General features: G+C 59.1%; 24 protein-coding genes and 1 riboswitch. Of the genes, 9 read left to right on the top strand and 15 right to left on the bottom strand.

All coding sequences use genetic code 11. The features are described 5' to 3' along the window. Positions 1-254: 254 nt before the first annotated feature. The gene (locus LIO98_RS10470) at positions 255-1,061 is read right to left on the bottom strand and encodes a ZIP family metal transporter (protein WP_291956624.1); all 807 of its coding nucleotides are present in this window, start codon (positions 1,059-1,061) and stop codon (positions 255-257) included. Between the two features lie 124 nt (positions 1,062-1,185). Beyond that, entirely contained in the window at positions 1,186-2,550 is a 1,365-nt protein-coding gene (locus LIO98_RS10465) for a PLP-dependent aminotransferase family protein (protein ID WP_291956622.1), read from the bottom strand. 125 nt (positions 2,551-2,675) lie between these two features. Here LIO98_RS10465 and pdxS point away from each other — a divergent pair, with 125 nt between their 5' ends. Both pdxS and pdxT read left to right on the top strand, forming a co-directional pair. Then, positions 2,676-3,554, top strand: coding sequence for a pyridoxal 5'-phosphate synthase lyase subunit PdxS (pdxS, locus tag LIO98_RS10460; RefSeq protein ID WP_291956620.1), 879 nt, complete (start codon positions 2,676-2,678; stop codon positions 3,552-3,554). Next, on the top strand, positions 3,554-4,114 hold the full coding sequence (pdxT, locus tag LIO98_RS10455) for a pyridoxal 5'-phosphate synthase glutaminase subunit PdxT (RefSeq protein WP_291956618.1): 561 nt from the start codon (positions 3,554-3,556) through the stop codon (positions 4,112-4,114). The genes pdxS and pdxT overlap by 1 nt, the downstream gene beginning before the upstream one ends. A gap of 255 nt (positions 4,115-4,369) precedes the next feature. Here pdxT and asrC read toward each other — a convergent pair whose 3' ends face one another. The 5 genes from asrC to LIO98_RS10430 all read right to left on the bottom strand — a co-directional run bounded on the left by asrC (position 4,370) and on the right by LIO98_RS10430 (position 9,740). Beyond that, positions 4,370-5,332: a sulfite reductase subunit C gene (gene asrC / locus LIO98_RS10450; protein ID WP_291956615.1), complete on the bottom strand. Its 963-nt coding sequence runs from the start codon at positions 5,330-5,332 to the stop codon at positions 4,370-4,372. A 15-nt stretch (positions 5,333-5,347) separates the two neighbouring features. Further along, positions 5,348-6,142, bottom strand: a complete 795-nt coding sequence (gene asrB / locus LIO98_RS10445; RefSeq protein ID WP_291956612.1) for an anaerobic sulfite reductase subunit AsrB — start codon at positions 6,140-6,142, stop codon at positions 5,348-5,350. Further along, on the bottom strand, positions 6,135-7,151 hold the full coding sequence (gene asrA, locus LIO98_RS10440) for an anaerobic sulfite reductase subunit AsrA (protein WP_291956610.1): 1,017 nt from the start codon (positions 7,149-7,151) through the stop codon (positions 6,135-6,137). The genes asrB and asrA overlap by 8 nt, the downstream gene beginning before the upstream one ends. A 211-nt stretch (positions 7,152-7,362) precedes the next feature. Continuing rightward, complete coding sequence (gene hcp, locus LIO98_RS10435; protein WP_291956608.1) at positions 7,363-8,958, bottom strand: hydroxylamine reductase; 1,596 nt, start codon at positions 8,956-8,958, stop codon at positions 7,363-7,365. A 71-nt stretch (positions 8,959-9,029) separates the two neighbouring features. Next, complete coding sequence (locus tag LIO98_RS10430; protein ID WP_291956605.1) at positions 9,030-9,740, bottom strand: 4Fe-4S binding protein; 711 nt, start codon at positions 9,738-9,740, stop codon at positions 9,030-9,032. Positions 9,741-9,866: 126 nt separating this feature from the next. Here LIO98_RS10430 and LIO98_RS10425 point away from each other — a divergent pair, with 126 nt between their 5' ends. After that, a complete protein-coding gene (locus tag LIO98_RS10425; RefSeq protein ID WP_291956602.1) occupies positions 9,867-10,532 on the top strand; it encodes a Crp/Fnr family transcriptional regulator in 666 nt (221 codons plus the stop codon). A 133-nt stretch (positions 10,533-10,665) separates the two neighbouring features. Here LIO98_RS10425 and LIO98_RS10420 read toward each other — a convergent pair whose 3' ends face one another. Continuing rightward, entirely contained in the window at positions 10,666-10,929 is a 264-nt protein-coding gene (locus LIO98_RS10420) for a hypothetical protein (protein WP_291956599.1), read from the bottom strand. 396 nt (positions 10,930-11,325) lie between these two features. On the opposite strand from LIO98_RS10420, the gene LIO98_RS10415 reads away from it, so the two are divergent. Further along, a complete protein-coding gene (locus LIO98_RS10415) occupies positions 11,326-12,087 on the top strand; it encodes an HD domain-containing protein (RefSeq protein WP_291956596.1) in 762 nt (253 codons plus the stop codon). A 413-nt stretch (positions 12,088-12,500) separates the two neighbouring features. Here the strand turns inward: LIO98_RS10415 and rd are convergent, their stop codons facing one another. From rd to LIO98_RS10385, 6 genes are all read right to left on the bottom strand, one after another. Next, the gene (gene rd, locus LIO98_RS10410; protein ID WP_066747226.1) at positions 12,501-12,653 is read right to left on the bottom strand and encodes a rubredoxin; all 153 of its coding nucleotides are present in this window, start codon (positions 12,651-12,653) and stop codon (positions 12,501-12,503) included. Positions 12,654-12,732: 79 nt separating this feature from the next. Further along, complete coding sequence (locus tag LIO98_RS10405; RefSeq protein ID WP_291956591.1) at positions 12,733-13,818, bottom strand: Xaa-Pro peptidase family protein; 1,086 nt, start codon at positions 13,816-13,818, stop codon at positions 12,733-12,735. Further along, positions 13,808-14,806: an AIR synthase related protein gene (locus tag LIO98_RS10400; RefSeq protein WP_291956589.1), complete on the bottom strand. Its 999-nt coding sequence runs from the start codon at positions 14,804-14,806 to the stop codon at positions 13,808-13,810. The genes LIO98_RS10405 and LIO98_RS10400 overlap by 11 nt, the downstream gene beginning before the upstream one ends. A 131-nt stretch (positions 14,807-14,937) precedes the next feature. Next, the gene (locus LIO98_RS10395; protein ID WP_291956587.1) at positions 14,938-15,486 is read right to left on the bottom strand and encodes an epoxyqueuosine reductase QueH; all 549 of its coding nucleotides are present in this window, start codon (positions 15,484-15,486) and stop codon (positions 14,938-14,940) included. Between the two features lie 2 nt (positions 15,487-15,488). Then, on the bottom strand, positions 15,489-16,382 hold the full coding sequence (locus LIO98_RS10390; protein WP_291956584.1) for a tRNA (adenine-N1)-methyltransferase: 894 nt from the start codon (positions 16,380-16,382) through the stop codon (positions 15,489-15,491). Next, a complete protein-coding gene (locus tag LIO98_RS10385; RefSeq protein WP_291956581.1) occupies positions 16,379-18,313 on the bottom strand; it encodes a transketolase in 1,935 nt (644 codons plus the stop codon). The genes LIO98_RS10390 and LIO98_RS10385 overlap by 4 nt, the downstream gene beginning before the upstream one ends. A gap of 245 nt (positions 18,314-18,558) precedes the next feature. Between LIO98_RS10385 and LIO98_RS10380 the strand changes: the two genes are divergently transcribed. From LIO98_RS10380 to thiC, 4 genes are all read left to right on the top strand, one after another. Beyond that, positions 18,559-19,755: a hypothetical protein gene (locus tag LIO98_RS10380; protein ID WP_291956579.1), complete on the top strand. Its 1,197-nt coding sequence runs from the start codon at positions 18,559-18,561 to the stop codon at positions 19,753-19,755. A gap of 57 nt (positions 19,756-19,812) precedes the next feature. Further along, positions 19,813-20,994, top strand: a complete 1,182-nt coding sequence (locus tag LIO98_RS10375; RefSeq protein WP_291956577.1) for an amidohydrolase — start codon at positions 19,813-19,815, stop codon at positions 20,992-20,994. Continuing rightward, positions 20,994-22,172, top strand: coding sequence for an amidohydrolase (locus tag LIO98_RS10370; protein ID WP_291956575.1), 1,179 nt, complete (start codon positions 20,994-20,996; stop codon positions 22,170-22,172). Before LIO98_RS10375 ends, LIO98_RS10370 begins: the two co-directional genes overlap by 1 nt. Positions 22,173-22,292: 120 nt before the next feature. Further along, positions 22,293-22,401, top strand: a riboswitch (TPP riboswitch). Positions 22,402-22,463: 62 nt separating this feature from the next. Continuing rightward, the gene (gene thiC, locus LIO98_RS10365) at positions 22,464-23,771 is read left to right on the top strand and encodes a phosphomethylpyrimidine synthase ThiC (RefSeq protein WP_291956572.1); all 1,308 of its coding nucleotides are present in this window, start codon (positions 22,464-22,466) and stop codon (positions 23,769-23,771) included. A gap of 187 nt (positions 23,772-23,958) precedes the next feature. Here thiC and LIO98_RS10360 read toward each other — a convergent pair whose 3' ends face one another. Next, entirely contained in the window at positions 23,959-24,204 is a 246-nt protein-coding gene (locus tag LIO98_RS10360) for a hypothetical protein (RefSeq protein ID WP_291956570.1), read from the bottom strand. Between the two features lie 374 nt (positions 24,205-24,578). Here LIO98_RS10360 and LIO98_RS10355 point away from each other — a divergent pair, with 374 nt between their 5' ends. Further along, on the top strand, positions 24,579-25,247 hold the full coding sequence (locus LIO98_RS10355) for a GntR family transcriptional regulator (RefSeq protein WP_291956568.1): 669 nt from the start codon (positions 24,579-24,581) through the stop codon (positions 25,245-25,247). Positions 25,248-25,250: the final 3 nt, after the last annotated feature.

Genomic DNA, 25,250 nt, shown 5'->3' with positions numbered 1-25,250 from the left:
TCATTTATGGGCAATTAACCTGTTAATGAAAAACAGGGCCAACCGATGTGGTTGCCCTGTTTAAGGAAAAGACTTAGCGTTATTTATAATATTTTGTTGAAAAAATCTAATTTTATTCTAAAAACATTATATTACGACGATTTCTATATGTCGTCCCGATCCGCATGCTATTGATTATTTCACTGTCAGCTATTACCGGAGGCTCGCTTGTACCTATGAGTTCTTTGTGTGTTTGCCGGTATTATCGCTTTGGCCTACCCGAGCGCGACGTCAAGCACCATCATCACCGCGAAGCCGATGAGGAAGCCGGTCGTCGCGAGGTCGCCATTACCGGATGCCTGAGATTCAGGGACCGTCTCTTCAACGACAACGAAGATCATCGCTCCCGCGGCGAAGGCGAGCGCGTAGGGCAGCAGCGGGTGCGCGATATAGACGAGCAGTGCGCCGAGGAAGGCGAATATCGGCTCGACGATCGCCGAGAGCTGTCCGTAGAAAAAGGATCTGGCGCGTGTGAGTCCTTCGCGGCGCAGCGGCATCGAAACGGCGAGCCCTTCGGGGAAATTCTGCAGCCCCATGCCGAGCGCGAGCGCGATTGCCCCCGCCAGCGTCGCCTGCGGCAGCATTCCTATCGCGCCAAAGGCGACGCCAACGGCGAGCCCCTCGGGGATGTTGTGCAGTGTTATCGCGAGTACGAGCAGCGTCGTGCGGCGCAGGGTGGAGGGCGGCCCGTCCGGGTGCGTCTCCGCCATCGCGGGATGAAGATGCGGCATCACCATGTCGAGCAGGCGCAGCGAACCGCCTCCCGCGAGAAAGCCGATCAGCGGCGGCAGCCATCCAGGGTAGCCGAGCTCTTCGGATACCTCTATCGCGGGGGCGAGCAGCGACCAGTAGCTTGCCGCGATCATCACGCCTCCCGCGAAGCCGAGCATGACGTCCAGCAGCCTCTGGCTAGGGCGCTTTGCTAAAAAGACGCCCGCCGCCCCGAGCGCCGTCACGCCCCAGGTAAAAATTCCCGCTATCAAAGCCTGTAAAGGCGCCGGCTGTGCAGCGAACCAATCCATTTATATACCTCCAAAATAAAATTATTTTATTTTACAATTCAATTATACATCAAAAAGCGGACGGAATGAGGGCCTTTGCGCGGATTTTACGCCGCGCCGCCAAGCTGTTTTTCACCGGCGTCCCCTATGCGCGCACTGCCGCTCTCTCTTTGCCCTCATTGCCGAGCTGTGGCCAGGCCTCTTTCAGCGCCGAGACCGCGGCGGCGATATCGTCCTCGGGAAGGCCGGCGAAGGAGAGCAGGATGTCGCCGCCGTCGGTCTCGATCTTGATTCCCATGTGGAGCGCCGCCAGCCGCAGCTCTTCCGCGCCGCTTGCGGTGAGGGCGAAGGCGGTCGAGGTTTCGAGCAGCCGCCACCTGAGCGAAGGGCCGAAGGTCCGCGTCAGCGCCTCCGAGAAGAGGCGGCTTTTGCGCAGATAGAGCTTGCGGCAGCGCCGCAGGTGCCGTTCGAGATGTCCCTCGCGGATATAATCGGCGAGCGCGAGCTGCTCGACTTTGCTCAAGGTGGGGTCGTAAAAGCGGGCCGCCTCCGCGCAGCTCTCCGCGAGCCGCGGCGGCAGCGCCATATAGGCGACGCGTACCGAGGGCAGCAGCAGCTGAGAAAAGCTGCCGATGTAGACGATATTCTCCGGCGCGAGCGGCTGCATCGCCGGTATTGGACGCGCGAGATAGCGCAGCTCGCCGTTATAGTCGTCCTCGATGATGAAGCGGCAGTTTTCGCGCGCCCATTCCGCGAGCGCGCCCCGGCGCCGCGTGCGCTGCGCGAGCGTGCGCAGCGGCCGCTTGGAGCCGATTTCCATAAAGATATCCGCGTCGCCAAGTCTCCCCGCCGTATCCGGAGATTCCTCAACGACGGAGACCTCCCAGCCGTAGTCGCGCAGCACCCGTTCTCCCTGCTCAAAACCCAGGCTCTCCAGCACCGCGCGCCCACCGCCGCCAAGGGCGCGGCAGAGCAGCGACAGCAGCTGCTGCGTGCCGGAGGCGGTGACGATCTCCTCCGCGTGGCATTTCACGCCGCGCGCGCGGTAGGCGTAAGCCGCGAGCTGCGCGCGCAGCTCGCCCTCGCCGCAGGGATCGCCGCGCGAGGTGATCTCATCCTCGCGTTTCAGCGCCGCGCGCAGGCAGCGCCGCCATGCCGAGAGGTCGGCGCTCTTCGCCTCTATCCTGCCGGAGCTGAGATCGTACCGTATATCCGCGGAATTTTTCGCCCGCGCCCTCTCCCATGCCGCAGCGTTTCCGCGGCGGCGCGGCGCGATAAAATATCCGCTCTTCGGCCGGCTCATAAGATAGCCGTCGATATGGAGCCGTTCATAGGCGTTCTCGACCGGCGAACGGCTCACCGATAGTCCATCGGCAAGCTCACGTATCGAGGGAAGCCGCGTGAGCGGCGCGATCATCTCGTTGTCGGCGGCCGCCGCGAACTGTTCGTATATCTGCCGCCAGAGCGCGTCGCCGCCCCTCCTGTCTATTCTTATAAAGTCAAAGATCATCGATTTACCTCATCTGTCATTAAAAAATAAATAATATTTATACATTGAAGCAATGACAATTATAAACTATAACTCTCTTAACACAGCTGTGAATTTACCGGAACGATTCAGGAGGATATTGTGAGATGGAGAATAGAGACCAGATAAAACTTAACCGCGACCTCGCGAAGATGCTTAAGGGCGGCGTGATCATGGATGTTACGACGCCGGAGCAGGCGAAGATCGCGGAGGGCGCCGGGGCCTGCGCCGTTATGGCGCTTGAGCGCATTCCCGCGGACATCCGTGCGGCGGGCGGCGTCTCGCGCATGAGCGACCCGAAGATGATCAGGGGCATCCAGCAGACCGTCAGTATCCCCGTGATGGCCAAGTGCCGCATCGGCCACATCGCCGAGGCGCGCATCCTTGAGGCGATCGAGATCGATTACATAGACGAGAGCGAGGTGCTGAGCCCCGCCGACGATGTCTATCATATCGACAAGACTGCCTTTCGCGTGCCCTTTGTCTGCGGCGCGAGAAACCTCTCGGAGGCGCTGCGGCGCATCGAGGAGGGGGCGACGATGATCCGCACGAAGGGCGAGCCGGGGACCGGCGACGTCGTGCAGGCGGTGCGTCATATGCGCGCGATGCAGTCCGAGATTGCGCACGTCGTCTCGATGCGCGAAGACGAGCTCTTTGAGGCGGCGAAGGAGCAGCAGGTACCCTACGCGCTGCTGCGCGAGGTTCACGACAGCGGCAGGTTGCCGGTGGTAAACTTCGCCGCTGGCGGCGTGGCGACGCCCGCCGACGCGGCGCTGATGATGCTGCTCGGCGCGGAGGGTGTCTTTGTCGGCAGCGGCATCTTCAAATCCGGCAACCCTGAGAAAAGGGCGGCGGCGATCGTCAAGGCGGTCACGAATTATGAGGACCCCAAGATACTCGCGGAGATATCAGAAGACCTCGGCGGCGCGATGGTCGGCATCAACGAGAACGAGATCGCCGTGCTGATGGCGGAGCGCGGAAAATAATGAAACGCGTCGGTGTCTGCGCGGTGCAGGGAGCCTTTGCCGAACACTACGCGATGCTCGCACGCGTCGGCGCGGAGCCCGTCGAGATACGCGAACGGGCGGATCTTAAGCGGCTTGACGCGCTGATCTTTCCCGGCGGGGAGAGCACGGCGCAGGGCAAACTGCTGCGGGAGCTTGGCCTCTTTGTGCCGATGCGCGTGATGATAATGGAGGGGCTGCCGGTCTGGGGGACCTGCGCCGGGATGATCCTGCTCGCGAAGGAGATCGAAAACGACGAGCGCCGCCACTTCGCGGCGATGGATATTACCGTGCGCCACAACGGATATGGCCGTCAGCTTGCGAGCTTCATCGCGCGCGGTGAATTCGCGGGGATGAGGGATGTCGAGATGCCCTTCATCCGCGTGCCGTACATCGCCTCCGTGGGCGGCGGCACGGAGGTGCTCGCGCGTCACGCGGGGCTGATTACGGCGGCGCGGGAGAGGAATATGCTCGCCACCGCCTTTCACCCCGAGATAACGGACGACGAATGCGTCCACCGCTATTTCCTTTCGTATATATGACGAAACCGCCGCAGTCCATAGGCTGCCCAGCGGCTGGACTATCCGCCCGCGTGGGCGGGGCCTTCGCGAGTGGCGTGAAGCACCATTATGGCGGCAGTTTTTTCCGTCGCGGCCGCAAGAGGATGCCGGAGGCTGGATCAGTGTCCTGGCTGTTTGAAGGCGGATAAGTTTTTTGACAAGGCGGCTGTTATAGATGAAGTAAGCCGGCGGCCCTTTTGTGAAAAAGCCGCCGGCTTGCCCTATGTCGTATTATCCCTAAAATTTCGGTCCCTTCCAGTAAAGCGGCGAATAGACCTCGGCCTTCGCTGGCAGTTCCACTCCTTCAAACGCCCATCGGCGGAATTCTTCGAAGCCTGTGCGGTCCACGATGTAGCCGACATGCTCTTTGCCGCCTGGGGCGCACGCGTCGATATACTTTTCCACGTATCTGTAGGCATTGAGGATGATGCGGATGATGCTTTCCTCATCCACCCATTTTATAAAATCCTCGCCGAGCCTGGGGTTGCGCTTTCCCGTGCGTCCCAGCAGCGTAAGGCGGTAATATTTCTCGCCGCTGCGCGTCCATGCGCGGGTGGGGCAGTTGATGACGCACTCGCCGCAGCCGATACACTTTTCGTGGCTGCGCCGGGGTCGAAAGCTGACCTTCTCCAGCGCCTTGACGGATTTTTTTTCGCAGTATCTGAGGCAGGCGCCGCAGCTGACACAGCGCTCCGCTTCAAATTGCGGCTCCGTCATGCCGATGATCCCGAAGTCGTGCAGGCGCACCTTCGCGCAGTCATTTGGGCACCCCGTGAGCGCGATCTTGAAGTGCAGGTCGTTGGGGAAGATGGCCTTTTCAATATGCTTCGCGAAGGCGGTCGTGTCGTAGCAGCCGTAGGGGCAGACGCGGCTGCCGACGCAGGCGGTGACGTTTCTCGTACCGGAGGCGGGGTAACCCGTGCCGGGGCTTGTCTGGTTTATCTCCAGCCCCTCTATCACCGGCTGGAGCATGGCGTTCACCTCCGGCATCTTCTCGAAGGGAATGCCGGGCAGCTCGAAACCCTGCCGACTGGTGATATGCACTGTTCCGTCGCCGCAGCGTTCGGCGATCTCCTGCAGTATCCGCAGGTATTTCGCCTCAAGGTGGCCCCCCGGCACGCGGATGCGCGAAGCCGTGACTCCACGTACCTTCGTGACGCGGAAGGCGTTTTTCTTCAGCTTTTTTGTGTTTATATCCATTATCCGCACCTCCCCTCAGTCGATCAGGTTTTTGCCCGTCACGTAGTTGAATACCGGACCGTCGAGACAGACGTATGCCGCGCCGATCTTGCAGTGGCCGCACTTGCCGATGCCGCAGCACATCCGGCGTTCCTGCGATATCCAGATATTTTCCTCCTGAAAGCCGGCCTCGATGAGTCCGCGTGTTGAAAATTTCATCATCATCGGCGGTCCGACGACTATCGCGGCGGCCTCTGACGGCGTCCGCAGTTTCAGCTCCGGTATATATTTTGTGACGAGGCCGACGCGGTAACAGGAGCATTCGTCCGCGCAGTCGACGGTGAGGATGACGTTCATCGTCTTTTCCCAGCGTTTGATGTCCTCCGAGAAGAGAATGTCGGCGGGACTTTTGAAGCCCGCGATCAGGGTCATAGAGCCCCTATCACGCGGGTGGCGCGAGAAGTGGTCCACCACGCCTCGCACGGGGCTGAGCCCGGTGCCGCCGGCGATGACGACAAGGTCTTTGCCGCGGTAGTCGTCAAGATTGAAGCCGTTGCCGTATGGGCCGCGCAGGAAAAGGCTCCCGCCGGTGAAGCGTTCGAATATCTCGTTCGTCACCTGCCCGACGCGCCGTATCGTCAGATCCACGGTGCCGTCGCCTATGCCGCTTACGGAGATGGGAGCCTCGCCGAATTTCGGGATCGAGACCTCGAAGAACTGTCCGGGCTTCACGTCGCCCTCATAGCTCATGCGGAAAGTGTATTCGATCTCGGTATGTTTGACGACCGCCGTTATCTTGGAGAGGAAGGGGACATATTCGTTTTCAAGCATCTTTCTCGACCTCCTTTATAGCCTCCGCGAGTCTGTTTATACAGTGGGAGAAGGATATATATTCGGGGCAGGCGTCGTCGCAGCGTTCGCAGCCGACGCACATCTGGTAGCCGAAGCGTTCTTTGAAATCGTATATCTTGTGCAGTGTCTTGAAGCGCATCCGCTCGCCGCTCTTTTTACGGTAGCTGCCGCCGCCGGCTACATCCGTGAAACCGTCCGCCATGCAGGAGGCCTGCACGCGGCGGCGCTCGCCGACCCTGCCGTTGTCGCTGTAGAAGATGTCCTGCATTGTGTAGCAGGTGCATGTCGGGCAGACGAAGTTGCAGCGTCCGCAGTTGATACAGCGGCTGTCATATTCGTTCCACATTCCCGCGCGGCTAACTTCGGCGGTCAGCCCAACGGGGATATCCACGCGCGTCGGCGTTTCGCTGACGAAGGAGGGCGCGGCGTCGCCGGCGCGGCCGCCGATATCCGCGGCAAGCACTTCAAATTCTGGCAGTCGGCACTCCACGGCAAAGCCCCCGCCGCGAGGCTCTATTGAAAGGACGTAGCCCTCGGCGCGGTTCGTACCCATATCGACGCAGAAGCAGCTTTCAAAGGGCGCGGGGCAGCCCATGAGGACGAATTTGACCCTTTCACGGAGGCGCTTGTAGTAATAATCCTCCACGCCGCTGCGCAGATATATCTCGTCTAGCCGCCGTACCGCGTGCAGGTCGCAGCTTCTCAGGAAGATCAGCGCCTCTCTTTGAGGGCCGTCGGCCTCCTTAAGATGTTCCTCGGTGAAGAAAAAAAGTGTCTCCGAGAGCGGCAGCAGCGCCTCCTTAAAAGAGTAATCCGACTTTTTGTCGAAGACTATCTCGTTTACGTTTTTCACCTCGCCGTAACGCACGCAGTCAAGGTCGGAAAATGGCGCTCCGCCGGCAAAACGTTTCGGCGCGTATATCGTGCACCTCTTGCCCAACTCCGCGATGAGCCTGTCGGCCTCGTCAGTTGTCAGCATATATCCCATCACTGCGCCTCCTTATTTTTTCGGTAATTTATGAAGTGTGTCTTTAGTGAAATAGAGTTTTGAAAGCTCTCCGGCCGCATCATCTACTGACTAAAAACAGTTTAATAAAAGCTAAAAATAGAGCAGGGAGAGCCGCCCATATCTGTCCTATGCGAGGAGAGGGCGGCGGATGTGAATTATCGCCCCCTCTCTTTTGTCTTGTTTGGTAACGTTATCCGAGAATCTTTTTCAGGTCCGCCTCCGGCGTGCTGATCGGGGCGATGCCGTAATGCTCGACGAGGAAGTTCAGCACGTTCTGCGAGACGAAGGCCGGAAGCGTCGGGCCGAGCAGGATGTTCTTTATGCCGAGGTGGAGCAGCGTCAGCAGGATGCAGACGGCCTTCTGTTCGTACCATGAGAGCACGAGCGAGAGCGGCAGGTCGTTGACGCCGCACTTGAAGGCCTCCGCGAGCGCGGTGGCGACGCGGATCGCGCCGTAGGCGTCGTTGCACTGTCCCATATCCATGATGCGCGGGAAGCCGTCGACCGTCCCGAGGTCAAGGTCGTTGAAGCGGTACTTGCCGCAGGCCAGCGTAAGGATTACAGTGTCCGCGGGGCACTTTTTGACGAACTCCGTGTAATAGTTGCGGCCCGGCTTTGCGCCGTCGCAGCCGCCAACGAGGAAGAAGCGGCTGATCGCTCCCGCCTTTACCGCCTCCACGATCCTTTCCGCCGAGGCGAGCACCGCGCCGTGGCCGAAGCCGGTCACCGTACCGCCGCCGCCGTTGATGCCCGTGAAATTTTTATCCTCGCTCCAGCCGCCGAGCGCGAGAGCCCTTTCAATGACGGGGGCGAAATCCTTATCCTCTCCGATATGCACCAGTCCTGGGAAGGAGACCACCTCGGTGGTGAAGACGCGGTCCGCGTAAGAGGGTTTTACCGGCATCAGACAGTTTGTGGTGAAGAGGATGGGGGCGGGGATGTCCGCGAACTCACGCTGCTGATTCTGCCAGGCGGTGCCGAAATTGCCCTTGAGGTGTGGATATTTTTTCAGTTCAGGGTAGGCGTGCGCCGGCAGCATTTCACCGTGGGTGTAGACGTTGACGCCTCGGCCCGCGCTCTGTTCGAGCAGCAGCTTAAGGTCGCGCAGGTCGTGGCCGCTGATAACGATAAAGGGGCCCTTCTCAACTTTGAAGGAGACGGCGGTCGGCTCCGGCGTTCCGTAGGTCTCCGTATTGGCGCGGTCTAACAGCTCCATGCAGCGGAGATTTACCTCTCCCGTCCTGAGGACGAGCGGCAGCAGCGACTCCATAGTATTATTGTCTTTGCCGATGGCCAGGAGCGCCTCGTAGAAGAAGTCGTTGATCTCCCTGTCGCTGTAGCCGAGGACCAGCGCGTGATAGGCGTAGGCCGCCATGCCGCGCAGGCCGAAGAGGATCAGCGATTTCAGCGAACGGATATCCTCATCCGCGTTCCAGAGGCCGTTCATATCGTAGTCATCGTTTCTTGAGCAGTGGGCGGCGCAGCTGCCGCAGCGCGGCACAAGCCTCTCCGTCTCCCGGTGTACCTTTTCTGTCATCTCCGCCACCGTCTCGCTGTTGAAGTTCACATTCGTCACCGTTGTGAAAAGCCCCGCCAGCATGGCTCTGTCGGTGCTATCCGTAGGTCTGTTTCCCTCCGCGGCGCGCGCGAGGCCGATGAGCGCCCCCGTAAGCTTGTCCTGGAGCGCCGCCGTATCCGACGGTTTTCCGCAGACGCCCGCCCTGCCCATACATCCTTTTCCGCCGGCCGTCTGTTCGCACTGAAAGCAAAACATCTTTTCGTCCATAATGATCTCTCCTCACATTCTATTATTCGTTTATTTTTTATTGATTTCGCGTCGATGTGCCGCCGTCTGATTTAATCAAGTATCCGTCCGTCAACGGTTATCGTCACGACCTGCCAGGGGATAAACTTTCCGCTGGCCTGCAGCGCGCTCTTCACCGCCGCCTCAAGGCCGCCGCAGCAGGGGACCTCCATGCGCACGACGGTGAGGCTCTTTATATCGTTGCTTTTTAATATCTCCGTAAGCTTTTCCGCGTAGTCGACGGCGTCGAGCTTTGGGCAGCCGACGAGCGTCACATGGTTTTTGATGAACCGTTCGTGGAAGTCGGCGCGCGCGAAGGCCGTGCAGTCGGCGGCGACGAGCAGCTTTGCGCCGTCGAAATATGGGGCGTTTACGGGGGCCAGCCTTATCTGGACCGGCCACTGCGAGAGCCGCGAAACGGTCTGCACGGAACAGGCCGCGCTCTCCAGCTCCTCCGCGCCGCGCGTGATCCCGCGCGCCTGCGTTCCCGGACAGCCGCATGGCAGTTTGTCTGCCGAACTTTTCTTAGCGGCCATATTTGCCTCCACCGCGTTCTTATCATAGGCCTTAGCCTCGCGCTCCACGAAGGTGATCGCGCCGGTGGGGCATGTTGGCAGGCAGTCGCCGAGTCCGTCGCAGTAGTCGTCGCGAGTCAGCTTTGCCTTGCCGCCGACCATCGCGATCGCGCCCTCGTGGCAGGCCTCAGCGCAGGCCCCGCAGCCGCTGCACTTTGTTTCGTCTATCTCGATTATTCTTCTCAGCATCTCTATTCCTCCCAAACCTGTTTCTTATTTCGTAATTTGTCTGTCATCTGTCGCTCTTGATTTTACGGTTAGAGGATACTACAATAAATACGGTAAATCTGTTGTAAAAACAACAAAAGGAGCAATATGAAAAAATATCTTGAGGTCATAAAAAAGTCTCCGCTTTTCAAAGACATTGAGGAGAGGGAAATTGAGGCGATGCTTGCCTGCCTTTCGGTGAAGACGAAGAAATACGCGAAAAACGAATTCGTGCTGCGCTTCGGCGAGAGCACGGAGGCGATCGGTATGGTGCTCGTTGGCTCTCTCCATCTCATAAAAGAGGATTTCTGGGGGAACCGGAACATCATCGCGGAGATCGGCCCGGGGCAGATATTCGCCGAGAGTTACGCCTGCATGGAGGGAGTTACGCTCGGCGTCAGCGTAGTGGCGGCGGAGGCGGGCGCCGTGATGTTCATGAATGTGCGCCGCGTCCTCACGACCTGTAGTTCGGCCTGCGAGTTCCACTCGCGGCTGCTGAGAAACCTTCTCTCCGTCCTTGCCGAAAAAAATCTCCGCTTCAACGACAAGCTCACGCATATGACGCAGCGCACGACGCGCCAGAAGCTGCTCTCCTATCTCTCCGCCGAGTCGCTGCGGCAGGGAGCGCCGGAGTTTGACATTCCCTTCGACCGCCAGCAGCTCGCCGATTATCTCTCCGTGGACCGCAGCGCGATGTCAAACGAGCTGTGCCGGATGAGAGACGAAGGGCTGCTCAGCTTCCGGCGGAACCATTTCGCCCTCCGGCAGGGCTGACCTCCCGTGGTGAATGCCTTTATCAGAGGCTCTGACTAAATCCTCTGCGGACCGCCGCGTAAACATTGCCATATGAAAAAGCCCCGTCCGCGGAGCGGCTGTGCTCGCGGTCGGGGCTGATGCCGTTATTAGGCTATTTCTTTTCCTCTTTATGACGGTGGAGGTGGGTCTCGATCTTTTCTTTGTCGTCGTGCAGATGTTCCTTTACGTGATCGTAGTGGTCGTCGAACCATCTCCTCGTGCGCTGCCAGAGGTCGTCCTTTTTACCGTTCAGGTGGTCGGCCATCGCGTGAATGTCCTCCGCGTGGGCCTGCGCGAACTTCTCGTCGTAGGGGCCGGTGTGCGCCTCAAGCATATCCAGGCTTTTCTTGATCTCGTCGTCGTTCTTTACTGCCATTTTAATTTCCCCCTTGGGTGATATTTATTATTGCCGTTTCATCTGTAATTGCCGTTCGGTATGGAGGGTACGGCGGAGAATCTATCCGTTCACCCGTCCCGCGTACTTTCGGATATCCACGCGCGCGGAGCGTCTCTTGCCCTCCCTGCCGCTTCCCTATCCGGCATGTTTTACGTGAGAAATCTTCTCAAATGCGGCCTCCGTCAACAAGGCCAATATGCTTAGGCATAGCGGCGCGAATGGCTTAAAAAGCCTTACCGCGCAGGGATTTAGCAAAAATATGAGGCGGCGGGAGACCCTAACGGGCCATTTTTCATTTAACGGCGGCCAACGTTGGCGATAACGAGGCGGTTATCCGCTTACTGTTGTATAATTTCGTGAGATCGGAGGCGTTTTATGATGTATTCCAGTGAAAAGACAGAAAAATGGTTCAACTCTTACGTTGATTCTTTCAAGATAGAGGGCGCCCTCGCGCCGATGCAGGAGCTTAAGAGAAAGCACAGCTTCCGCGTGCAGCGGCTGGCCTCGGCGATCGCGGAGTCGCTCGAGTGGAACGAGGAAAACGACGCCTGGACCGCCCACGCCATCGGGCTGCTGCACGACACGGCTAGATTCTCCCAGTACCGCGACTATCAGACCTTCCAGGACAGCGCGAGCTTCGACCACGGAGACCGCGGCGCGGAGATATTGGCGGCGGAATTTGACTGGCGAGGCATCGAACCCGGAGACAGAGAAAAGGTGCTGACGGCGGTGCGCCACCACAACAAGATTGAGATACCGGCGAATGTGCCGCTCTCGGTCTACCGCTGGTGCGCCCTCGCGCACGACGCCGATAAGATAGACGTCTTCCGCATGGTGCAGAGCCGCATCGACAAGGGAACGATATACGATATGCTGCCGCGCCATAAGAAGGTGCAGGGGCTATCTCCGGCGCTGGTAGAGGAGATACGGACGACAGGGCGCGGCTCCTATGTCAACGCCCGCTCGCTCCAGGACTACCGGCTGATACAGCTCACCTGGGCGCTGGACCTCAACTTTCCCGTCTCGGTGGTGACGCTGAAGGAGGAGGGCATCTTCCGGCGCATCGCCGACGACCTGAGAGAATATAAAATCGACGACGTGATCGACAGCCTGATGAAAAAGATCGACGAAGCGTAAACGGAGGCATCCCGCGGAAATTGAGACGTACGAAGAAAACGGCGCGGAGAAGTGCCGTCTGCTAAATAACTTTAGGCCCCGATACCGGAGCCGTGCCAAGATATTAAACCTAGAATATATGAAAAATCACGGCGTAGAAGCGCCGAGGACGAAGCAAAATATTACGGGAGACCCGGAAGCGTAAAATATAGTACGAAGAAAACGGCGCGGAGAAGTGCCGTCCGCTAAATAACTTTGGGCCCCGATACCGGAGCTGTGCCATGATATTAAACCTAGAATATATGAAAAATCACGGCGTAGAAGTGCCGATGACGAAGCAAAATATTACGGGAGGCCCGGAAGCGTATACGGATACGCTGTAGGGATCTCCCGTAATGTTTTGTGAAGTCAGCGGTGCTTATATGCCGTGATTTTTATTCGAACATGTCTTTGCCGACGCCACAGACGGGGCATACCCATCCGTCGGGGATGTCTTCAAAGGCTGTGCCGGGGGCTATTCCGGAATCGGGATCGCCGACTTCGGGATCATATACATAACCGCATACTGTGCAGACATACTTTTTCATAAGTTACCCTCTCCTTTGGTTAATTTAAGATTTTTAACCTTAAAAAACTAGGAATTATTATAACAGTTTTAAATTAATTTTAAATACTGTAAAAACACTGATTTAACTCTTTCGTTAATCTCTCAGCACCATCTTCGGTGACGAGGTAGTCGTCCTCAAGCCTCATGCCTCCGAAACCGGGAATGTAGAGCCCCGGTTCGATGGTTACGACGTCGCCCACCCGCAGGATATCGTTGCGGCGCGGCGAGAGCAGCGGCGCTTCGTGTATCTCAAGGCCGAAGCCGTGGCCGAGGCTGTGTGTGAAGTATTGCTCTTTTTCCTCGGCGGCGAAGATGTCGACGGCTCTGTTATGGACCGCGGTGCCGGATACTCCGGCGCGCAGCATCGCCGCGGTCTCGTGATGGACCCTGTGGAGCAGCTCGTGCATCGCCGCGGCCTCGGCGCTTGGCGTTCCGAGGGAAAAGTTGCGCGTGATGTCGCAGAAATAACCGTTCCAGCGCGCGCCGTAGTCTACGGTGACCCATTCTCCCGCCGCCATTGGCCTTTCGCTCGCGCGTCCGTGGGGCATGACGCTGCGGGGGCCGGAGGCGACGATCATATCGAAGCCCGCGCCGCCGCCGAGGAGGTTTATCTTGTAGTTCAGCAGCGCCTCGAAGGCCTTTTCTGTCATACCTGGCTTCACACAGTCAAGCGTCTCGAGGAAGGCCCTGGCGCCGATCGATGCGGCCCTCTTTATGTCTTCCACCTCGCCGGCGTCCTTTTGCCGGCGCAGCTCTTTCATTATTTCGCCGCCGTCGCGCCAGAGACCGTGGGCGGAGAGTTTTTCCCAGGTTCCATGGAAGGTCTTGTCGGATTCGCAGAGTATCTCCTCCGCGCCGTGTTTTTTAAGGCTCTCGGCGACGTCGCTTACGAGGCCGGACCGCTGTTCATATACCTTGTGCGGCGACTGTTCGCGCCCCTGCACGGCGTAGCGGCCATCGAGGATCAGCTCGGCCTCTCCGTCAGCGAATACCACTAGCGCCCCCGCAGTCCCGCGAAAGCCGCTCATGTAAAAGAGGCTCTCCCAGTTGATGTCTTCGTCCGAGAGGATTACGAAGGCGTCCGCTCCCTGCCCCTTGAGCGCCGAGGTGAGTTTTTCCGTGCGGCGCAGGATGTCAGCGCGCATCTTTTTTCTCCATCTTGAGCAGCCGCCATAGCTCTTCCATAGGTTCTGGCAGCGGCGCTTCCAGCCTGCCGCCCATGCGCCCCGCGACGGCCGCCTCTATCCCCGCCGCCGCCAGCGCGGAGAGCGCGGTCTGCGCGTAGCGTTCCGGCACCACGGCGAGCATGCTGCCGGAGGCGATGAGGTGCAGCGGGTCGAAACTGAGGTTTTCGGCGGCGCGCCGCGTCAGCGGATGTATCGCCAGCGACTCGCGGTCAAGCTCGGCGCGCAGTCCGCAGAGTGAACATATCTCGTCAAGGCCGCCCATAAAGCCGCCCTCCGTGGGGTCGTGCATGAATTTCGCGAAGGGGCGCAGCAGGCGCGATTCCGCAAGAACTGAGGTCATCTCGGACCATGAGAGTATCTCGGCAATTTCCGCCTCGCTCATGAAAGGCGACAGCAGGTCGGGGCGGTCGAGCGCCAGTATGGACATGCCCTCGATCCCGATGTGCTTGGTCACTATCAGCAGGTCGCCCTCGGAGATGTCCTTCGCGCGCATCACTTTGTCCGCGGTGCCGACGAGCGCCCCCATGATGACGGGGCGGTCATAGCGGTCATTGAACTCCGTGTGCCCGCCGGCGACAGCGATGCCCTGCGCGCGGCACTCCTCGTCGATCTCGCGCATGATGCGCGCCGCGCCCTCCTCGCCGAAGGATGGCGGAAGTATCAGCGTGACGGCGAGATAGGCCGGATCGCCGCCCTTGGAGGCGATGTCGTTTGAATTTATCCTCACGAGCAGCCGCCCCGCGCCGCTCTCCGCCCCGACGATGGGGTCGGAGGCGAATACCATATATTTTCCCTCGGGCCATTTGATGACGGCGGCGTCCTCGCCGACGCCGGGGCCGATCAGCACCTCGGGGCGCGGCGCGCCGTTGTATGACAATACGTTGCGTTTGAGCGCCTCGGGCGAGAGTTTTCCCGAGGGGAGTTTTGTTTCAGGTTTGTCTGTCATTTACCTCACCTCTGGTCAGCAGCCTTATTATTATTTCTGTCAGGTTTCCGTCAGGAGAGCCTTTGACAGCAAAAACCGTTCCCCCGTATCTATCGCCGGGAGCTGTCATTCCAACTCGGTTTATTGAATAATTATAACTCTATGTTCTGGGAAAAAATACAGCCGCAGTAGTTTTGCCGGTAGAGGCCGAGCGCTTTGCTTATTTCGACGGAGCGCTTGAAGCCGTCGTTTTTCCGCCAGACCCTCTCCACCCACACGAGGCCGCGGGCCGCGGCGGCGCGCGCGCCGATCTCGTTGATCAGATTTACATCTTTGTGCGGGCTGATGGTGAGCGTTGTGCAGAGGTGCGTGAAGCCGTGGGCGGCGCCCCACTCGGCGGCGGCCTCCAGCTGCAGCGCGAAACATTTTTTGCAGCGGGCCCCGCGCTCCGGCTCTTTTTCGAGGCCGCGCACCGCCTCAAACCACGGCTCCGGCGAATAGTCCGCCAAAAAGAGCTCCGCGCCGGTATGTTCGGCCAGCGCGGAGACCGCGGCCGCTCTCTTGTCATATTCCGTCTGTGGATGGATGTTGCCGCCGTAAAAGTACCCCGCGGTCTCGCAGCCCTCGCCGATCAGCGAGGGCCACGGGACCGTGGCGTCGGGCGCGCAGCATATATGCAGGAGCAGCCTCTTTTTTGTCAAAATTAAAATACCTGTTCGCTATTCTCCGTCTGCTCCGTCTCGGCCGGAAGGGCCGCCTCCGCCGCTTCACCGCAGGGCTCGGCGTTTTCTTCCGCCGTTTCCGCAGTCTCCGCCGGTTTTATCTCCGGCAGGGGCAGCGTCTTGACGGCGAAGATGAGATAGCCGGTATGTCCGATCATCATATCCTCGGGGCGGATGCGGTTCGGCTCCGTCTTGAAATAACGGAGCATTATCTCGACCACCTGCACGTCGGCGAAGCCGAATTCCTGCAGCGCGCGCAGCGTCTCGGAGATCTGGTTCGTCGTCGGCACGAGGATCCCCATGTGGTTTCCAGGGGCTAGAGCCTCATAGGCCTTGTCGATGTAGTCCCACGGCGTCGGCACGTCGAGGAATACGGCGTCCGCGCCGCGCTCTTTGAATCCCTCGTCGAGCGAGCGGACGTTGAACTCTATGCGGTGCGCGACGCCCCACTTTTCGGCGTTCTTGCGCGCGAGCGCGGAGAATTCTTCGCGGCGGTCGTAGGTGCAGACCTTTCCCGTGTCGCCGACGAAGTGGGCGAAGGTGCAGCAGAGGCTGCCGGAGCCGGTGCCGCACTCGACGACGGTGCAGCCGGGGAATATGTTGAGATGCTCGATGATGAAGCCCGCCTCTTTGGGAAAGACGATCTGCGTCTGCCTCTTGAGGCGGCGGGTATACTCGCCAAGCGTCGGCCGCAGCAGGAAGTAGACCTCGCCTTTCGGCGTGCGGATACCCTCGCCGTAGTCGTGTTCCATGAGCTCGGCGTGTTTTATCTGCCCGAAGTGCGTGCCCTGGCTTTGCCCGGGCTGGACCTTGACGAGAAAGCTGTCTCCCTTTTTGGGGTTCCAGATAAATACCAGATCTCCCGCCTGGATCATTTAAGCAGTTCCCTCACCCCGGCGGCGATGCCGGCGGCGGTGAGCCCCATATCGGCGAGGACGTCGCTGTTCGAGCCCGAAAGCCCGTAGCGCGTTACGCCGAGGTTCTTTATCTTGACCGCCCTGCCGGCGCGCGCGAAGGCCATCGCGGCGACGGCGCCGATACCGGTGTCGGCGTGGTGGTCTTCGCAGGTGAGAAGCGGCAGCTCCCCGACGAGCGCGAAGAGCGCCTCCTTATCCATTGTGAGCGGCGTCGCGCAGTGCAGCACTTTGGCGCTGATCCCCTCTTTCGCGAGCGCTTCGTGTGCTTCGACGGCGCGGCCCGCGAGGTGTCCCATCGCGAGGATGACGACGTTGGTTCCCTCGCGCAGCAGATCTATCGCGCCGTCGCGGAACACATAGTCCCCGCCGTAGAAGGGGCTTCCGTCCTCTTTCGTGACCACGGGGAGCACGCTGCGTCCCATCGCGAGGCAGATATTGCCGGGCTCCGCAAGCATCCAGCGCGTCGCGCGGTCGGTCTGGTTCGGGTCTGCGGGAACGACGACGTTCCAACCGAAGGTGTTGCGGAAGAGGCCGACGTAGTCGATGCACTGATGCGTCATGCCGTCTTCGCCGACGTCGAGGCCGGAGTGGGTGAGCACCGTCTTCGTACCGGCGCGGTTGATGTCGTTAAGTCTCTGCTGGTTGTATACCTCGTCGCTCGCGAAGACGCCGAAATCGGCCCATACTGAGACGACTCCCGCGGCCGAGGCAGCGCCGGCGGCGGTCGCCGTCATATGCTCCTGGATACCTGCCTCGACATAGTTGTCGGGGCAGGCCTTCGCGAAGCCGTCGACCTTCACCGAACCGGCGAGGTCGCAGTCGAATACGAGCATCGGCGTCGCGTCCGCCTTTTTATAGTTGAGCTCTCCGACCTCCGCGAGAGCCTTTCCGAAGGCTCCGCGATTGTCCTTTTTGTCTTCCTTGGTGTATGTGTGAGGAACGCCGAGTTCAAGCGCCGGCTTTTCCGGAGCGACATGGCGTCCCTTGGGGAGCGGCCCCTTACGCTCTTCGAGCGCCGTGTTAAAGAGAGAGACGTCGCTGCCGAGCTCTTTGAGGGCCTGTTCGAGTTTTTCACCGGCGGCGGGCTTGCCGTGATAGTCGGGGACGTTCTCCATGAAGGATACGCCTTTGCCCATCGTCATCCGGCAGAGGACGACCGTCGGCACGGAGGCCTCCTTCGCTGCCTTCATCGCCCTGTAGAGCGCATTGTGGTCATGGCCGTCACATTCGACGACCTGCCAGCCGTCGGCGGCCCAGAGGGCGGGAATGTTGACGGGCATGACCTCTTCCAGGCGGCCGCTTATCTGGATGTCGTTCCAGTCGACGAGCGCGGTGAGGTTCGTCAGCTTTTCTTTTGCCGCGAGCCTGCGCGCCTCGGCGACCTGTCCCTTGACCTGTTCGCCGTCGCCCATGACGACCCAGCTGTGCGCCTGCGAGCCGCGGGTTCGCGCCGCGAGCGCGAAACCTACACCCGCCGCGAGTCCCTGGCCGAGGTTGCCCGTTCCCCAGTCCACGCCGGGGACGTCGCGCTCGACGTGACCCTGATAGGGGCTGCCGGCACGGCGGAAGTTCGCCGCCATCTCATGCGCGGGGAAAAAACCGTATTCGGCGAGCGCCGCGTAGAAGCCTGCCGAGGTATGGCCGTGGCTGACTACTATGCGGTCGCGCTCCGGCGAGTCCGCGAGCGCGGGCGTGACGTTCGCCGCGCCGAGCAGCGTCATGTAAATATCCATCGACGAGAGTGCTCCCGCGGGATGTCCGCTCTTCGCCGCCGCCGTCGCGACGACCGCCCAGACACGCGCCTCGCGCGATGCCTCTTTCAGTTCCGCGATACCCCCGACGCTGATCGACTCCGCCTTAAAATTCCGTATCTCCTCTGTGACCTTCATTTAACAGAAAACTCCTCTCATTATTCAAAGGGAATTATGCAAACACATACCTCCTGTAATTGTACAGCTAAAGAGCTCAATTTTGGGGAAAATTTTCCTGCGGAAATATAAATTTTATGCAAAGCTTCGGCAAGTTAATGGAAATATGTGATTTAAAAAACTTTTACGTGATAAATACGTACATACAATGGTAAATACGGTAAAATAGCCCTACATAATAATTATATGTATAGGAGGTATTTTTTATGAGCAGTATTGTGGCATTTTTAGTTCTTGCCGTCGTCTATTACATAGGCGAATTTGTCGGCACCAAGACAAAGGCATGGATACCGTCGGTCTTCGTCATTGCGACGCTCTTCCTCTTCGGCTACTGGACCTTCTTCCCGAAGGACATCGTGGCTCTCGCGGGAATGGGCGCGCCGCTCGGAGGTACGCTCGTCATCATGCTCTGCATCACCCATATGGGGACGATCATCTCCATCCGGCAGCTGCTTGACCAGTGGAAGATAATCTGCATCACGCTCGCGGGGCTAGCGGGCATGGTCGCCCTCTGCTGGTTCATCTGCATCCCGCTCGTCGGCCGCGCCTATGTCATCGCCGGACTTCCGCCGCTTACGGGCGGCATCGTCGCGGCGACGATGATGAACAGCGCCGCCGCGGAGAGGGGCCTCACGACGGCCGCCGTGCTTGCGATCGCGATGTACGCGGTGCAGGGATTCTTCGGCTATCCGCTGACCGCCGTCTGCCTCAAGCTTGAGGGCCGCCGCCTGCTGGCGAAGTACCGCAGCGGCGAGGTTCAGGTGAACAAAAACGAGAAAGTAGACACCACCGTCGGCAACATGGCGACGAGCGACGTACTGAAGTACCGTATCTTCCCCGAGGTCCCCGCGAAATATTCGACGATGGCCCTCATCCTCGCGAAGCTGATGTTCTCAGCCTGGCTCGCGAGCCTCGCGGCAAAGGTGACCGGCATCAACATGGCGGTTATCGCGCTGCTCTTCGGTATCATCTTCACCGAGCTTGGCTTCCTGGAGAAGAACGCGCTGCATAAGGCCGGTTCCTATGGATTCCTTATGTACGTGCTGATGATCTTCGTCTTCGCCGGACTCAAGGACGCGACGCCGCAGATGCTCGGCGAATGCATCGGTCCGATGCTGACGATCATCGTCATCGGCGTCGCGGGCATGGCGGTGCTTTCGATCCTTGTCGGCAAGGTCCTTAAAGTAAGCTGGGAGATGTCCTTCGCCACCTCGCTGACGGCGCTCTACGGCTTCCCGCCGAACTACATCCTCACAGAGGAGTCGGTCAAGGCTCTCGCCGAGACCCCCGAAGAGCACCAGTACCTGCTTGACTCGATGCTGCCGCAGATGATCGTCGGTGGCTTTGTGACGGTCACGATCACCTCGGTCGTTATCGCCGGTATCTTTATCGGACTGCTTTAAGCTGTAACACTCCGTCGGCGCGTGAGCGCAGGCGGAGAAAGTTTTAGGAGGCTTGAAATGAACATAAAAGAAGCTGCCGAAAGGCACAACGATTACATCATCGCCCAGCGGCGCCGGTTCCACGCCCACCCCGAGCTTTCGTTCGAGGAAAAAGAGACGACGGAGGCGATCAAGGGCGAGCTTGAGGCGATTGGGATCGCCGTTGAGACCTTCCCAGACTACTACGGCCTCATCGGGACGATCAAGGGAGGTAAGCCGGGACCGGTGGTGATGCTGCGCGCCGACATCGACGCGCTGCCCTCGGTGGAGAAGACTGGGCTGCCTTTCGCCTCGGAGAACGAGGGCAAGATGCACGCCTGCGGGCATGACGCCCATATCGCGATGCTGCTTGGCGCGGCGAAGATCCTCATGGAGATGCGGGAGGATATCCACGGAACGGTGAAGCTCATGTTCCAGTCCGCCGAGGAATCCTGCCACGGGGCGGAATATTACGTCGAAAAGGGCTGTCTTGACGGCGTCGACGCGATCTTCGGCATGCACATCTGGGGCGTCTTCGACGCGCCGCTCATGAGCCTTGAGCCGGGCGGGCGCATGGCCTCATGCGACAACTTTAAAATTACCGTCCGCGGGCTCGCCGCCCACGGCTCCGCGCCGCATCTTGGCCACGACGCGGTCGTCGCGGCGGCCTCCATCATCATGAACCTCCAGACCTTCGTCAGCCGTGTCAACGACCCGCTCAACACGCTCGTCGTCTCCGTTGGCACGGTACACGCCGGGCAGCGCTTCAACATCATCGCGAACGAGGCGGTGATGGAGGGTACGGTGCGCACCTACTCGCGCGAACTGCGCAAGACGATCGACAGTCAGCTTGAAAAGATCATCAAGAACACCGCGGAGGCCCTCGGCTGCGAGGCTGAGTTCCAGTACGACCGCTTCCCCGGTCCCGTCATCAACGACCATGACGACTTGAACAGGATCGCGAAGAACGCCGCCGTGAAGCTCTACGGCGAGGAGATACTGACGACGATGCCGCGCCTCACCGGTTCGGAGGACTTCGCCTACTTCATGGAGAAGGTCCCCGGCTTCTACGGCTTCATCGGCGCGCTCAACCCGTCTAAGGGCATCACCTACTCCAACCACAGCGATAAATTCACCGTAGACGAGGATGCGATGCACCGTGGCGCGGCCCTCTACGCGCAGTTCGCAAAAGATTTTACGGATGAAAGGGCGGCGGGATAATGGCTGCCGACATCAAGGCTCTGGCCGCGAAGTACAACGATTATATAGTGGAGAGACGCCGGTATTACCACGCCCATCCGGAGCTTACGGAACATGAGGCGGAGACGACGGAGGCCATCGTAAAGGACCTTGAGGCGATGGGGCTCTCCGTCGAGCGCTTCGACGGCATGTACGGCTGCGTTGCGTCGCTTAAAGGCGCGAAGCCCGGCCCTACCGTGCTGCTGCGGGCCGATATCGACGCCCTTCCAGTGAAAGAGGCGACGGGGCTCCCCTTTGCCTCGCAGAACGAGGGCAGGATGCACGCCTGCGGACATGACGCCCACATCGCGATGCAGCTTGGCGCGGCAAAGATACTGTCGGAGATACGCGACGAACTCCGCGGCACGGTGAAATTCTTCTTCCAGCCGGCCGAGGAATTGGCCCTCGGCGCGAAGGACGCCGTCGCCCGCGGGCTGATGAAGGGCGTAGACGCGGTATACGGAGTGCATGTATGGGGTCAGCTCGACGCCGGAAAGGTGAACATCGAACACGGCGAGCGTATGGCCTCCTGCGACATATTTACGCTGACGGTCAAGGGCGAGGCGAGCCACGGCTCGGCGCCCCACTTGGGACGCGACGCGGTCGCCGCCGCATCCGCCGTCATCATGGCGCTGCAGACGATCGTCAGCCGCGTGAACAACCCGCTCAACTCGCTCGTCCTCACGGTCGGCACCTTCGACGCGGGACAGCGTTTCAACATCATCGCCGATAAGGCCGTCATGGACGGCACGGTGCGTACCTTCGATCCGAAATTTCGCCTGCAAATGGAGGAGATGATCAGAAAGACCGCCGAAGATGTGGCGGCCGGCTACGGTTGCACCGCGGAGCTTGAATACAAATATCTCTGTCCCGCCGTGATAAATTCCGACGAAAAGGTCATGGAGACGGCGCGCGGCGCGGCGGTGAAGCTCTTCGGCGAAGAGGCGCTCGTCCCCTTTGAAAAGCTGATGGGCTCGGAGGATTTCTCCTTCCTCATGGAGAAGGCCCCGGGAGTTTATGGTTTCATTGGCGGACGCAGTGAAAATGTTCCCGGCTCGGGGATGTCCAACCATCACGAATGTTACACGGTCGACGAGAAGATACTCCCGATGGGGGCGGCGCTCGCGGCGCAGTTCGCGGCGGATTTTCTCGCGCAGTAACAATTCTATCTTTAGCCGTACATGAGAGGCCGCCCGCGGGCGGCCTCCTTTTCTATATCGGGCGGCTAAATCGCTTGACTATCCATAGTTGACAAAGATTTCTGTTAATGCTCTAATTAGATAACAATACAGGGGAGCTTGCGAAGCAGGCTGAGAGGAAGTAATCGAACTTCGACCCTTACACCTGATGCGGGTAATGCCGCCGTAGGAAGATAGCATATATGTCTTTTTAGCGGGGGAATGCCGGTTCGGGTGTTCCCCCGCTTATTTATGGAAAGAGAGTGATGGTACGTGGAATATCGGACGCAGATGGAGGCGGCGCGCAGAGGAATCCTCACGAAGGAGATGACTGCGGTCGCGGAGAAGGAGCACATTGAGGCGGGTAAGCTGATGAAGCTGCTGGCGGAGGGGCGGGCGATAATCCCCTGCAACAGGCTGCACACCGTGATCTCGCCGAATGGGTTGGGCTCGATGCTCAGGACGAAGATCAACGTCAACCTCGGCACCTCGCGGGACATGACCGACTTGGAGATGGAATTTCAGAAGGTGCGCAGCGCCGTCGAAATGGGTGCGGAGGCGATCATGGACCTCAGCTCCTTTGGGGATACAAGAAAATTCCGCCGCTGTCTGACGGAAAACTGTCCCGCGATGATCGGCACCGTACCGATTTATGACGCCGTGGTCTATTATAACAAGCCGCTCGCGCAGATAACGGCGGCGGAGTGGATCGACATCGCGCGCATGCACGCGCGGGACGGGGTCGATTTCATGACCGTCCATTGCGGCATCAACCGTGACACGGCGGAAAAATTCAAAAAAAATAGGCGTCTGACGAATATCGTCTCCCACGGCGGCTCGATAATCTTCGCCTGGATGGAGATGACCGGCAATGAAAATCCATTCTACGAACGCTTTGACGAGCTGCTCGACATCTGCCGCGAATATGACGTGACGCTGAGCTTGGGCGACGCCTGCCGTCCCGGCTGTATCGCGGACGCTACCGACGCCTCGCAGATCGGCGAACTGATAACGCTCGGAGAGCTGACAAAACGGGCCTGGGCGAGAGATGTGCAGGTGATGATAGAGGGGCCGGGGCACATGCCGCTGAACCAGATCGCGGCGAATATGGAGATAGAAAAGACCCTCTGCCACGGAGCGCCCTTCTACGTGCTCGGTCCGATCATCACCGACGTCGCCCCCGGCTATGACCATATCACCTCCGCGATAGGCGGCGCGCTGGCCGCCGCGAACGGAGCCGCCTTCCTCTGTTATGTGACGCCCGCCGAACATCTGCGTCTGCCCGGCGTCGACGACATCAAGGAGGGAATAATCGCCGCGCGGATCGCGGCGCACGCCGCCGACATCGCCAAGGGAGTGCCGGGCGCGAAGGACTGGGATCACGACATGAGCCTCGCGCGTAAAAAGCTCGACTGGGAAAAGATGTTCACGCTGGCGATAGACCCGGAAAAGGCGAGGCGCTACCGCGCCGAATCAAAGCCCGAAAGGGAGGATACCTGCAGCATGTGCGGCAACTTCTGCGCCGTCAGAAATATGAACCGCATCCTGGACGGAGAGATCGTCTCTATTTTTGACGAATAGGCATAAGCAAGAGCCGGCGGCTGCCTTGTCCGCCGCCGCGTAGAACGGCAAAATCATCGGTCACCTGCTCCGCCGCGCGGCGGCGAAACTATAAAAAAACCGGCCTGGTTTACTATGGCAAAATAAATTAGTGAATCGGGCCAGTTTTGATACTTCCATTATCAGGAGGAGTCTCCGCGAGATAGGGCTATTCCTCTTCTTCGTCCCCTTCGCGCTCCTCATCCATACGTTGGTTCTCAGCCTCGATCTCCGCCAGATAGAGACGCCAGATCTTCAGCGCGAGATAGGCGCAGAACGTACCGCCGATGAGCCCCGCGGCGATCGGCAGCGGTTTTGGCACGCCCATCGCGTAGCTCCCAAGGCCCCCGAGCGCGTAGCCGTAAGCGATTATTGTGGAAAATGATAAAAACAATACTATCAGTCGTTTACTCATGGGGATATTCTACTTCATTTTTCTGTTATTGTGGCAATATAGCGGACGATTTCCTTCGGGTGGGAAAAGAGATAAATTACAATTTATTACTCAGCCCATTGACGCCAAATCGGCATTTTTTGATCTGCGACGATCGGCGGACGGCCCTATAGGCTGTTTCTGCTTGGATCTTCCTGTGCCGACTTGCAGCGGGGATATGTTGCGGATACGGGATTTTATGCTAAGATTAGTTGTTCTTGTACTACACAGTGAGAGTCAAGGGCTCTTACACGCATTCTCCGCGCCCACCGCGGAGGCTGAAAATTTTATACGGGGCAATTTTAAGGAAGAGTTTATCGCAGCAGGGCAACATCAAGTAGGGGGATTATTTTGTAATGATGCAGCGTTCCAGGATATATAACACATCTTCGGATTTTGTCTATCTCGATCTGCGCGGCAAGATCGTCAGCAAGGAGCTGAAGCCGTCGCAGAGACTGCTCGAGGTAAAGATAGCGACAGAGATGGGAGTGAGCAGGACTCCCGTGCGCGAGGCGCTGAGGCGCCTTGCCAACGAGGGGCTGGTCAAGATCGTCCCCAACAGCGGCGCGAGAGTGGCGGCCCCGACGGTGAACGAAATGGAAAGCGCCTATAATGTGCGCGAATATCTTGAAAGCCTCAGCGTGGAGCTCGCCTGCCGCAACGGTATGGACCGCCGTGTGCTTGAACGGCTGGAAGAGGTGCTGCGCTCCGAGGAGAGCGCCTTTGAAAATAAGGATCTCGACGCCTTTCTTGAGGCAAATAACACCTTCCACCGCCTCATCGCGGAATCGGGAAAGAACAATGTGCTCTGCGAGTATATTGACAACATCATGCTCCGTACCAACGTCTATATCTTCTTCTACGACCAGTTCGACGAGAAGGATAACTACTCTTCGCAGGAGCACCGGGCGATACTCCGCGCGATAGCCCAGCGTGACAAGGAGAGGGCGCAGGAGCATATGAGGGAGCATCTGCACCATTCGCATCGGGTGCTTGAAGTGCCTGATTCAAGAAAAAAAGATTGAACG

This window comes from Cloacibacillus sp. (assembly GCF_020860125.1).
Taxonomy (GTDB): domain Bacteria; phylum Synergistota; class Synergistia; order Synergistales; family Synergistaceae; genus Cloacibacillus.
This window is presented reverse-complemented; position numbering and strand designations above follow the sequence as displayed.

Coding starts and splice junctions, on each gene's coding strand:
- LIO98_RS10405 (WP_291956591.1), bottom strand. CDS start 13,818: ATGCGCGCTGACATCCTGCGCCGCACGGAAAAACTCACCTCGGCGCTC.
- LIO98_RS10370 (WP_291956575.1), top strand. CDS start 20,994: ATGGCTGCCGACATCAAGGCTCTGGCCGCGAAGTACAACGATTATATA.
- LIO98_RS10355 (WP_291956568.1), top strand. CDS start 24,579: ATGATGCAGCGTTCCAGGATATATAACACATCTTCGGATTTTGTCTAT.
- LIO98_RS10375 (WP_291956577.1), top strand. CDS start 19,813: ATGAACATAAAAGAAGCTGCCGAAAGGCACAACGATTACATCATCGCC.
- LIO98_RS10385 (WP_291956581.1), bottom strand. CDS start 18,313: ATGAAGGTCACAGAGGAGATACGGAATTTTAAGGCGGAGTCGATCAGC.
- pdxS (WP_291956620.1), top strand. CDS start 2,676: ATGGAGAATAGAGACCAGATAAAACTTAACCGCGACCTCGCGAAGATG.
- hcp (WP_291956608.1), bottom strand. CDS start 8,958: ATGGACGAAAAGATGTTTTGCTTTCAGTGCGAACAGACGGCCGGCGGA.
- asrC (WP_291956615.1), bottom strand. CDS start 5,332: ATGGATATAAACACAAAAAAGCTGAAGAAAAACGCCTTCCGCGTCACG.
- LIO98_RS10380 (WP_291956579.1), top strand. CDS start 18,559: ATGAGCAGTATTGTGGCATTTTTAGTTCTTGCCGTCGTCTATTACATA.
- LIO98_RS10470 (WP_291956624.1), bottom strand. CDS start 1,061: ATGGATTGGTTCGCTGCACAGCCGGCGCCTTTACAGGCTTTGATAGCG.
- LIO98_RS10425 (WP_291956602.1), top strand. CDS start 9,867: ATGAAAAAATATCTTGAGGTCATAAAAAAGTCTCCGCTTTTCAAAGAC.
- pdxT (WP_291956618.1), top strand. CDS start 3,554: ATGAAACGCGTCGGTGTCTGCGCGGTGCAGGGAGCCTTTGCCGAACAC.
- LIO98_RS10420 (WP_291956599.1), bottom strand. CDS start 10,929: ATGGCAGTAAAGAACGACGACGAGATCAAGAAAAGCCTGGATATGCTT.
- asrB (WP_291956612.1), bottom strand. CDS start 6,142: ATGCTTGAAAACGAATATGTCCCCTTCCTCTCCAAGATAACGGCGGTC.
- LIO98_RS10415 (WP_291956596.1), top strand. CDS start 11,326: ATGATGTATTCCAGTGAAAAGACAGAAAAATGGTTCAACTCTTACGTT.
- LIO98_RS10400 (WP_291956589.1), bottom strand. CDS start 14,806: ATGACAGACAAACCTGAAACAAAACTCCCCTCGGGAAAACTCTCGCCC.
- LIO98_RS10430 (WP_291956605.1), bottom strand. CDS start 9,740: ATGCTGAGAAGAATAATCGAGATAGACGAAACAAAGTGCAGCGGCTGC.
- LIO98_RS10360 (WP_291956570.1), bottom strand. CDS start 24,204: ATGAGTAAACGACTGATAGTATTGTTTTTATCATTTTCCACAATAATC.
- asrA (WP_291956610.1), bottom strand. CDS start 7,151: ATGGGATATATGCTGACAACTGACGAGGCCGACAGGCTCATCGCGGAG.
- rd (WP_066747226.1), bottom strand. CDS start 12,653: ATGAAAAAGTATGTCTGCACAGTATGCGGTTATGTATATGATCCCGAA.
- LIO98_RS10390 (WP_291956584.1), bottom strand. CDS start 16,382: ATGATCCAGGCGGGAGATCTGGTATTTATCTGGAACCCCAAAAAGGGA.
- LIO98_RS10465 (WP_291956622.1), bottom strand. CDS start 2,550: ATGATCTTTGACTTTATAAGAATAGACAGGAGGGGCGGCGACGCGCTC.